This is a genomic window from Bacillus sp. LR--39, assembly GCF_053613335.1.
Genome location: NZ_JBSIOT010001574.1, coordinates 1 through 522, shown reverse-complemented (window position 1 = coordinate 522; position 522 = coordinate 1). Strand labels below are relative to the sequence as shown.

General features: G+C 55.9%; 1 protein-coding gene. It reads left to right on the top strand.

What is annotated here, in order from left to right:
- Window positions 1-522 (top strand): ATP-binding cassette domain-containing protein (locus ACWHAR_RS31875; protein WP_452089026.1); only part of this gene is annotated, 522 nt, incomplete at both ends.

Sequence of the window (522 nt, the reverse complement as noted above, 5' to 3'; positions counted from 1 at the left end):
AAGCTGTCGATGAAATCGTGGCGCAGCCAGATCGGCTACGTATCTCAAGACAGCCCGATGATGTCCGGCACCATCCGTGAGAACTTATGCTACGGCTTGGATCACGCCGACAGCATTGATGATCAAGAACTGTGGAAAGTCGCGGAAATGGCGTATGCCGATACATTTATTAAACAATTCCCTGAGCAGCTTGATACAGAAGTCGGCGAACGCGGCGTCAAGCTGTCCGGCGGACAGAGACAGCGGATCGCCATCGCCCGCGCCTTCCTGCGCGACCCGAAAATTTTAATGATGGACGAAGCGACGGCCAGCCTCGACAGCCAATCAGAAGCCATCGTCCAGCAGGCGCTTGCCCGCCTCATGGAAGGCCGCACCACCTTCGTCATCGCCCACCGGCTATCGACAATCGTGAACGCGGACCAAATTATGTTTATCGAAAAAGGCGAGATTACAGGGCGGGGACGGCACCATGAGCTGATTGCTTCGCATGCGCTGTATCGGGAGTTTGCTGAGCGGCAGTTG